The following is a 9,467-nucleotide window of genomic DNA, read 5'->3' on the forward strand; positions in this document are numbered from 1 at the left end:
TGAGAGAGTAATTTAAATAAAGTACAAAAGTATCAAAAAAATACTGAAAATAACGTTGATTTGCCTGCTCAGCATCCTTGCATTGCTGTCGATCGTGTTATTCTCGCTTCAGTTCTCTTCCGTGCAGACCTATGTGAGCCATAAGGTCGCCAATTACCTGTCCAAAGAGTTAAAAGCTGATGTTAAGGTGGAACGTGTATATTTCCGACCATTTTCAGAACTCACCCTTACTGGATTTCAGATTTCCGATCAATCGGGCAAGCCATTGCTTTCTGCCAAAGAACTGCATGCCAACCTCATGCTTCGCAAGATTTTGGAAAACAAGATCACCATTGAGGAAATCAGTATCGAGGAAGCAAAAGCCAACCTGCATTTCTATAAAGACAGTTCAAATTTTAAGTTTTTGGTCGATTATTTCGCCCCCAAGAAAAAGAAAGAAGGAAAACAGAGCAAGCCTTTGCAACTGCAACTGGATAATATTGTGCTCAAGAACAACCAGATCAAACTGGTCAACCATCGATTCAAACACCATAACCGAGGGGTTGATTTTTCCGATCTGGACATCATCAACCTTTCTGGCGCGATCAATGAGATCAAATTTGATACCCTAGGTTTTGAGGCTAATTTAAGAGCATTAACCCTGAAAGAAAAATCAGGTTTTCACCTGAAGGAACTCACTGCGCAGACGAAGATCAGCTCCACCTCCATGGAATTTGATGATCTGAAACTCATCAGCAACAACTCCTCCTTAAGCCGCTATTTAAAATTCACTTATTCCAAATTTGCTGATTTCGGCGATTTCATCAATAAAGTGCAGATTGAAAGCACCTTGGAAGATGTTTTTGTGGATTCCAGGGATATAGAATATTTTGCGCCTGACCTGAAGTTCGTCAAGTTCAAAACCCATATCATCCAGGCCAAGGTGGATGGAACCGTAGCGGAATTATACGCCAGCGATGCCCATCTGAAAACCGGAAAGGAAACGGAACTAAAGGGCGATTTCAGTATCAAGGGCTTACCCGATATCAACAGGACCATTTTTGATTTTGACCTGGAAAAACTGAACAGTTCAGCCAAGGATGTGGAACTCTTGGTGCCCCAATTGGCCAACCGTTCCGCTTTCAAGCTACCTGAACAATTACATGCCTTAGGACATCTACAGTTTGCCGGAACTTTCAAAGGGCTTTACAACCTGTTTGATGTGGAAGGTAACTTCCAAACTGCCTTAGGCGATATCATTGCCAAGACAAACATCAACCTTAAACAAGGCATACAATATCAAGGTCAACTCCAAAGCCCAGATTTTCAATTAGGTAAACTTTTGGGATCTAATAGCTTGAGACAAACCGGAATGGATTTCGATTTTCAAGGTAAAGGTCTGGAATTGGATCAATTGGAACTGAATCTGGCAGGAGATTTAAAAAACTTCCAGTTTGAGAATTACCAATATGATAGCCTATTCGTCAATGCGACCTTAGCGAACAGCATTATCCAAGCAGTTGGGGATATTAAAGATCCCCAGATCAGGTTGAGTTACGATGCTTCTATAGACCTTCAGCAACCGCAAATTTCTTACGACATTTACGCTGATATCGAACAGGTCAACCTGAAGAAAATGGGGCTGGTTAAAAAAGACAGCATCCTGATCTATAATACTAGCATCCACACTCAATTAAAAGGAAACAACCTGAACAATCTGGTGGGCGACCTTTATAGCGACCAGATCAATATGGAAACCAGTAAGGGCGAGTTTTCCATCAATGATGTTTATTTTTCGGCACAGGGTAATGAAAAGGACAGGCTTTTCAGTTTGAAGTCCAATGTGGCGGATGCGGAGATGCGCGGCTTGATCGATCTGAATACCATTGTTCCCTATTTTAAAGCCTTGGCGATGCGTTATGCACCAGCAATCGGCTTCGATCTGGAACCTTATAACCCCCAGATATTTGATCTGGAGTTCAACATTAAATCCTTTGAACCTGTGTCTGCGTTCTTGGACCCCAACCTGACCTTAGAAGATGGTGCTTATTTAGAAGCCCATTTTTCTTCGGAGGATTATACCGCTAAATTCCATGCTTTTAGTCCTTTGGTCAAATACAAAGGCATCAACCTGCAAAACCTAAATCTGCAGGAAAATGCGGATCAAGAGGCCTTTTCTCTTGACCTCAAGGCAGATCGGCTGTTTTTAAATGATAGTCTATATGTAAATAATATCGAGATCAACAATGTACTGGCAAAAGACAGCCTGATGTTCTCGGTCAATGCGGCAAATGAAACCGATGTAAATTACCTGCGATTGAATGGGAATATCCATTTTGCGCATAACAAACCCGCATACATCAAGTTCAATGAATCGACCATTGTGGTCAATAATGATCCTTGGGAATTCAACAAAGATGCAGAAATGCGTGTTTCTAAGGGGAAATTTTACCTGCAGAACCTGAAGGCCAGCCAGGGCAAGCAATTGTTGACCTTTAACGGGGTATTGTCCAATGAGGATGATAAATTGGATGTGGCTTTCAACCATTTCAACCTAAATTCCTTGGAAAGTATTCTTGCTCCTATGGGCATTCAGTTAAGTGGAGAGCTGAACGGAAATATTGAAGTGAATTCTATTTTCAGAAAACCATATCTATCTGCGGATGTAAGTACTACCCCTTTAGTTTATAATAAAATCCCCATCGGGCATTTGAAATTATTGGCGGATTATGTACCGGAATCCAAAGTAGCCAATTTAGATCTCCAATTATTGGATGAACTGAACCGAGGGCTTACTTTGAAAGGAACCTATCAAGTGGATGAGGGTGATCAGGAATTAAATCTGAAGGGCGATCTTAAGGAAGCAGAATTGATTTTGCTGCAACCTTTCGTCCGCAACCTGGCTTCTAATCTGGAAGGTAGGATCAATGCTGATATCCAGATCAATGGCACCCTGAAGAATCCATTGTTCAACGGAACGGCCAAGATTCAGAACGCATCGTTCAATGTGAATTACCTGAAAACGGCGTATAACTTCAGTAACCAGACGGCATTGGTAGACAAGAACAACATTATTTTGGATAATTTGACCTTCACGGATACCAAAGGGCATCAAGCGGTAGCGAATGGGAAGATCGATCTGAACAAATTAAACAATCCTTATATTGATGTGGATGTGGCCACCAATAATGTGATGATATTGAACACCACTTTCAAGGACAATAACCTTTACTATGGGACTGCCTTTGCTACGGGGAACTTTTTGTTCAAAGGACAGACCTCTGCTATCGACATCAATATCAAAGCAAGATCCGAGGCCAATACAGTCATCAGTATACCGTTTAACACAGCGATGACGGTATCTGACAGCGATTTCATCTATTTTGTGAGTAAGGATTCCAGTGAAAATAAAGAGAATGCTTCCAGGTACTTCCTGAAGGGCATGACCATGAATATGGACCTGGTGCTGACCCCCGATGCGGAAGTGAACCTACAGACTGATCTTGGTTCTTTGAAAGGGACAGGTAATGGGGAAATCACCTTGAAGGTATCGAGTTTAGGGGATTTTGAGATGTTTGGAGATTATACCGTAAGTTCTGGAAAATTCCATTTTACGGCGCAGGATTTTATCAACAAATACTTTGACATCAAACAAGGGGGAACCATCCGTTGGACGGGCTCTCCGTCTGGAGCAACAATTAACTTGGTGGCACTCTATCAACAGCGAACATCGATCGGCGATCTGTATAATGCAGCCGGGCGAGCTGGGCAGGATGAACGCGTGTTGGCACAAGCTGATATGAACATCAAAGGTACGCTAAGCCAACCGGATGTTACTTTCGACTTGAATTTCCCGCAAAACCCGTATGTAAAGGATGAACTGCAGGCCTATTTAAGCGATGCGAACAATGTAAACCAACAAGCCTTGAGTCTGATTATCCGAAGAAGTTTTACAGCAAGTTCTTCCAATGATGTTGGTCGGGAGGTGAACAACACCTTATTGTCTGCCGGAACAGAGATCGCCTTCAATCAGCTTAATAATATTTTAGCGCAATCCTTGAATATTAATTTCTTGGATTTTAATATCCGTTCCTTCAATGATGCCTCAGCTTCCTTTAGGTTCTTCAATGATCGTTTGGTATTGACTGGTGGTATTGTGGACCGCAGGAATATACAGACCACCGATCTGACTTTTTTCTCCAATGAGGTAGCTACGGATGCGGAGTTGACCTATAGGGTGCGTAGGGATGGAAGTTTAGTTTTCCGGGCTTACAACCGTTTAAATACGAGGAATATTTTATTTACACCGACGGATGATTATATCAACGCGGTAGGATTGGTGTATCGGCAGGAATTCAATACCCTTGGAGAATTCTGGCGCCGGATGTGGACTTTCAAAACAAAACAGGATAGTATCAAACCTTTTTCTTTGCCAAGGCAGGATACGGTAAAGCATAACCTTAATCCATTTTAGTTGGCTATCCGTTTGTTTTTCTTCTAGTATACTTTAGTTTTTATTAAATAATTGGAATAAGGACTCCCATTCTTGATCAAGGGAACCGGTAAATTCAGGCTGCTTGGCCCGGTTGTACCAATACCTGGCATTCCATAGATCGCCCTCCACCCGATGCAAATAAGCATGTAGGTGTGCAGAAAGTAAATCCGTGAGTTGATCGACCAAGTCATGGGCAGTTTTCCAATCGCCTTTTGCATCATACCAAAGGGATTTTAGATGTACGGACCAGGAAGGATCGGGATGATTTTCTTTTAACGAAGCTTTGAATTCTTGAATAGTCATGGTTGAAATTAATCAATTATTTCGAGTACTAATAAAAAAATGGCTAGCCTTGAGGACTAGCCATTTCTTTTGTGTCTATTTAAATTTACTTGCCAAGGCTGCAAGTTTACTAGCCATATCGGTTTCGGGCTCAACCTCTCTCCTTCCATGGTTTCCCTTGCCATGCGACCTGTTACCCTGATCTCGTTTCCCTTGATCTGATTTTCCAGTCTCCCGGTAATCCGAACGCTTTCTTTGCCCTTTATCTTCTGTTTTCATGCTTAGGCTGATTCGGTTCCGGCGTTCATCTACCTCCGTCACCTGCACCATCACCTGTTGTTGCACTTTGACCACTTCATGTGGATCGGAAACATAATGATTCGCTAATTGACTTAAATGTACTAATCCATCTTGGTGAACACCTATATCCACAAAAGCACCAAAGTTTGTGATATTCGTTACGATTCCTGGCAGTTTCATGCCCACCTTCAAATCGCTGATTTTATTCACACCTTCCGTAAAGGAAAAGGATTCAAATTTCTCCCGTGGATCCAATCCTGGTTTAGCCAACTCGGCCATGATATCATTCAGGGTTGGCAATCCCACTTCCTCGGAGGTATAGTTTCTTAGGTTAACTTGTTTTCTAAGGCTATCATCCTTCATCAGATCCTCGATAGAAACCTTTAGATCTTTTGCCATCTGTTCCACCAACGCATATCGCTCTGGGTGTACTGCGGAGGCATCCAAAGGATGCGCTGCATTTCGGATACGGAGGAAGCCAGCTGCCTGTTCAAAGGCTTTATCGCCCAGTCTAGGCACTTTTTTCAACTCCCGACGGGATTTGAACGGTCCATTTTCTTTACGATAATTGACGATCTGTTGAGCCAATGCTGGACCTAATCCTGAGATATAGGCAAGAATCTGTTTGGAAGCGGTGTTTAATTCTACCCCAACTGCATTCACACAGGAAATCACGGTATCATCCAAGGCATTCTGTAATTTACCTTGGTCTACATCATGTTGATATTGACCTACTCCAATGGATTTTGGATCGATCTTCACCAATTCGGCCAAAGGATCCATCAATCTTCTACCGATGGAAACTGCACCACGAACGGTAACATCATAATCTGGGAACTCTTCCCTTGCGGTTTCTGAAGCAGAATAAATGGAAGCCCCACTTTCGTTCACCATCACCACCGTCACATTCGACAATTGTAATTTGCGGACAAAATCTTCTGTTTCACGGCCAGCTGTACCATTACCAATTGCAATAGCTTCCACATCGTATTTAGTAACTAAATGCTTGATGGTTTTCTCGGCCTCTGCCATTCCTCCGGCGCCATTGTGTGGGAAGATCGCCGTGTTCTCCAATAAATTCCCTTGCGCATCCAGTACCACGGTTTTACATCCCGTACGGAAACCTGGGTCAATCGCCAATAGACGTTTCTGACCAAGTGGTGCCGCCAATAGCAATTGGCGAACATTATCTGCAAAAACCTTGATCGCTTCTTCATCCGCACGTTGGCGAGTCAATACGCGAACCTCTGTTTCCATGGATGGTTTCAACAAACGCTTATAGCTATCCAATAGCGCAAGTTCAACCTGTTCGCTGGAACTGTTCTTGGCTTTGATATATTGTTTTTCTATACCCGGAAGCACTTGATCCTCTTCCACATCCACATCCAGGTACAATAATTCTTCTTTTTCGCCCCTACGCATCGCTAATACCCGATGGGATGGTGCATCTTTTAGGGATTCAGACCACTCGAAATAGTCCTTGTATTTAAGGGCTGCCTCCTCTTTTCCTGGCACCACCCTAGAAACAAACTTCCCTTTTTCCATCAGGATCTTTCTTGCATGAGATCGAACTTCGGCATCCTCTGCAATCTGTTCCGCTAGAATATCTCTTGCTCCTGCCAAAGCTTCTTCCAGGTTGTTCACCCCTTTTTCCGCATCGATATAGTCTGCAGCTGCTTCGTCAAGATCGATCTTATCCTGTGCTAATAGGATATCAGCCAATGGCTGTAATCCCTTCTCGCGCGCCATGGAAGCCCGTGTACGACGTTTTGGCTTGTATGGAAGGTAAATATCCTCCAGAATGGCCATGGTCTCGGCTGTTTTTACCTGCTCCTCTAAAGCAGGGGTCAATTTCCCTTGATCACTAATGGATTTTAAGACAGCTTCCTTGCGTTTATCCAGATCGCGTAATTGCTGAATGTGATCTCTGATCGCCGCAATCTGCACCTCATCCAAACTTCCGGTAACCTCTTTACGGTATCTTGCAATAAAAGGAATGGTAGCACCTTCATCCAATAGGGCCAATGTACTGTTTACTTGCTTTTCGCTAAGCGCTAGCTCTTGCGATACGATAAACTCGTGGGATGTACTCATAATCAAGTGTTATAGAAAAAATAAGCTGTTGAAGAACATCAACAGCTTAATGATTTATGCTTAAATATTGTTAGGCGTTTTTAGATGGATTTTCATCTGATGAAGTTTTACCTTCATCATGTTGTGTTTGGTCAGCAGATGGTTGATCTTCTGTAGCTGCCGTTTGGTCTACGTCTTTATTATCTTCAAAATGGTCGTTATAACCATAGCTGTAATAATCATCCTGTGTTGGGGTTGCATAAGGTTGATGGGTATATGTCCCGGCAGGAGCAGAAAAATGTGGAGTTTTCTTTTCTTTTACCTCTCCTTTTTCTGCCTGATCAGTACCTTGATTTGCTAAAGCCTCATCATTTTGGTAATTCGTAGATGTTTTTTGCTGCTCAGGTTCGCTTTCGATATTTGCTTTTACATCATCAATTTCCTTTTCAAAGTTATTGATCTGATCGGAAATCTCTCTTTTGATGCCTTCGGAAGCATCTTTAAATTCGCGTATACCTCTTCCCAATCCTCTCGCCAATTCAGGTAGTTTTTTCCCTCCGAACAACAACAACGCCACAATCAGGATCAACACCATCTCTTGGGTACCTATATTCAAAAACGCTAAATTCATTTCTTTTAAAAATTGTTAATAGAGCTAAGGTAAGTGTATTATTTTTTTTCGCCAACTGTTATCTGTAAATATTTAGACACAAAAAGTTAACAAGCCTGCTACAATGTTTGAAGTTAAACTTTGTACATTTGCCCACTCCAACCCGATTTGATATGTTCAATTATTACAAATCCAACAAAATGTATTACCTCAGCAGCATGGCATTAGCCGGACCTGTTGTGATTTCCCAATTGGGTCATACCTTGGTCCAAACAGCGGATACCATTATTGTTGGCCATTTTTCCGGTACGATTTCATTAGCTGCTGTTTCTCTGGTGCATTCTGTTTTTATGGTCGTCCTGGTGATAGGCCTTGGTATTGCCTTCGGATTAACACCGCTAATAGCGCAGGAAAATGGACGCGGGAACTATCAGGAATGTGCCAAATTGCTCTCCAACAGTTTTTGGTTGAACATCATTTCGGCTATCCTGCTGTTCCTGTTGGTTTATTTCGGATCGATGTATGCCATGCAACATGCTGACCAAGATCCGCTGGTGGTAGAAACTGCCAAACCTTATCTTCTGATCCTGAGCTTATCCATATTACCTTTGATGCTGTTCAATACCTTTAAGCAATTTGCCGAAGGATTGGGCTTTACCAAGCAGGCCATGAACATTACCATTTGGGGAAATGTACTGAACGTGCTCTTGGCAATTGTGCTGGTGAAAGGGATGTTTGGCATTAAGCCAATGGGCGTTGTCGGTGTGGGTATTGCCACCTTGGTGGACCGTATCCTGATGATGGCCGTAATGGCTTGGTATGTTTTGAATTCATCGAATTTCAAAAGGTATATCCAGCATTTTTCGGTAAAGTTCATTGATGTGGATCGTATGAAAAACATCCTGAAGATTGGTGCTCCGGTTGCTATGCAGTATGTTTTTGAGATTGGCGCTTTTGCTGCAGCGGCTTTGATCGCAGGGATGATCGGGGCAGTGGAGCAGGCAGCACATCAAACCGCAATTACGCTTGCGGCAATGACTTATATGATGGCCAGTGGAATTGCTTCAGCAGCCACCATTAAGGTTGGGAATAGTTTTGGAAACAAGAACTTTTTCAGGTTGAGGAAGTTTGCAACGGTTTCCTACCATTTGGTGATTGTCTTTATGATAATCTGTGCCTTGATATTTGCGGTGTTTAATCAATATCTACCGTATATTATTTCAACGGATCTGGCGGTTATTGCTTTGGCTGGCCCTCTATTGATCATTGCAGGTGGATTCCAATTATTTGATGGAACGCAGGTGGTTGGATTGGGTGTTTTGCGGGGTATGGGCGATGTGAATATCCCTACTTTTATAACGTTTGTGGCGTATTGGGTGGTGGGTATACCGGTAGCTTATCTGCTAGGGATTTATTGGAATGTAGGGGTTAAAGGGATTTGGTATGGCTTGACATTGGGATTGCTGACCTCTTCGGTTTTGCTGTTTTTGAGGTATCAGTATGTGGTGAAAAGGAAGTTAATTGAGGTGGGTGCCTAAAGACATTGTAAGGTACTTCGTCATTGCGAGGAGGTACGACGAAGCAATCTTTGGACTTTGTCATCCTAAGCGGAGTCTTTGTCATCCTGAGAATTAAAAATTTGAACTAAATTTATCGGAAGGTGATGACATTTAGTAACTTAGTTCATTGACCATTCTGCAGTTTGACCGGACTATCGTATAGTGCATC

The 9,467-nt window shown here is 42.5% G+C and carries 5 protein-coding genes; 2 read left to right on the top strand and 3 right to left on the bottom strand.

All coding sequences use genetic code 11. The features are described from left to right. Positions 1-55 precede the first annotated feature (55 nt). Complete coding sequence (locus tag VJ786_RS05455) at positions 56-4,453, top strand: translocation/assembly module TamB domain-containing protein (RefSeq protein ID WP_245153312.1); 4,398 nt, start codon at positions 56-58, stop codon at positions 4,451-4,453. A 33-nt stretch (positions 4,454-4,486) separates the two neighbouring features. On the opposite strand, the gene VJ786_RS05460 is transcribed toward VJ786_RS05455, so the two are convergent. The 3 genes from VJ786_RS05460 to VJ786_RS05470 all read right to left on the bottom strand — a co-directional run bounded on the left by VJ786_RS05460 (position 4,487) and on the right by VJ786_RS05470 (position 7,760). Continuing rightward, the gene (locus tag VJ786_RS05460; protein ID WP_134777039.1) at positions 4,487-4,777 is read right to left on the bottom strand and encodes a hypothetical protein; all 291 of its coding nucleotides are present in this window, start codon (positions 4,775-4,777) and stop codon (positions 4,487-4,489) included. A 75-nt stretch (positions 4,778-4,852) separates the two neighbouring features. Then, positions 4,853-7,150 (bottom strand): Tex family protein, encoded by a 2,298-nt coding sequence (locus VJ786_RS05465; RefSeq protein ID WP_134777040.1) that lies wholly within the window; start codon positions 7,148-7,150, stop codon positions 4,853-4,855. Between the two features lie 70 nt (positions 7,151-7,220). After that, positions 7,221-7,760: a Sec-independent protein translocase subunit TatA/TatB gene (locus VJ786_RS05470; protein ID WP_134777041.1), complete on the bottom strand. Its 540-nt coding sequence runs from the start codon at positions 7,758-7,760 to the stop codon at positions 7,221-7,223. Positions 7,761-7,912: 152 nt separating this feature from the next. Here VJ786_RS05470 and VJ786_RS05475 point away from each other — a divergent pair, with 152 nt between their 5' ends. Continuing rightward, positions 7,913-9,277, top strand: coding sequence for an MATE family efflux transporter (locus VJ786_RS05475; RefSeq protein WP_134777042.1), 1,365 nt, complete (start codon positions 7,913-7,915; stop codon positions 9,275-9,277). Positions 9,278-9,467: the final 190 nt, after the last annotated feature.

This window comes from Sphingobacterium tenebrionis, assembly GCF_037126265.1.
GTDB classification, from domain to species: domain Bacteria; phylum Bacteroidota; class Bacteroidia; order Sphingobacteriales; family Sphingobacteriaceae; genus Sphingobacterium; species Sphingobacterium tenebrionis.

Excerpts from the sequence above, each read along its gene's own strand:
- VJ786_RS05465 (WP_134777040.1), bottom strand. The coding sequence starts at position 7,150 with ATGAGTACATCCCACGAGTTTATCGTATCGCAAGAGCTAGCGCTTAGC.
- VJ786_RS05470 (WP_134777041.1), bottom strand. The coding sequence starts at position 7,760 with ATGAATTTAGCGTTTTTGAATATAGGTACCCAAGAGATGGTGTTGATC.
- VJ786_RS05460 (WP_134777039.1), bottom strand. The coding sequence starts at position 4,777 with ATGACTATTCAAGAATTCAAAGCTTCGTTAAAAGAAAATCATCCCGAT.
- VJ786_RS05475 (WP_134777042.1), top strand. The coding sequence starts at position 7,913 with ATGTTCAATTATTACAAATCCAACAAAATGTATTACCTCAGCAGCATG.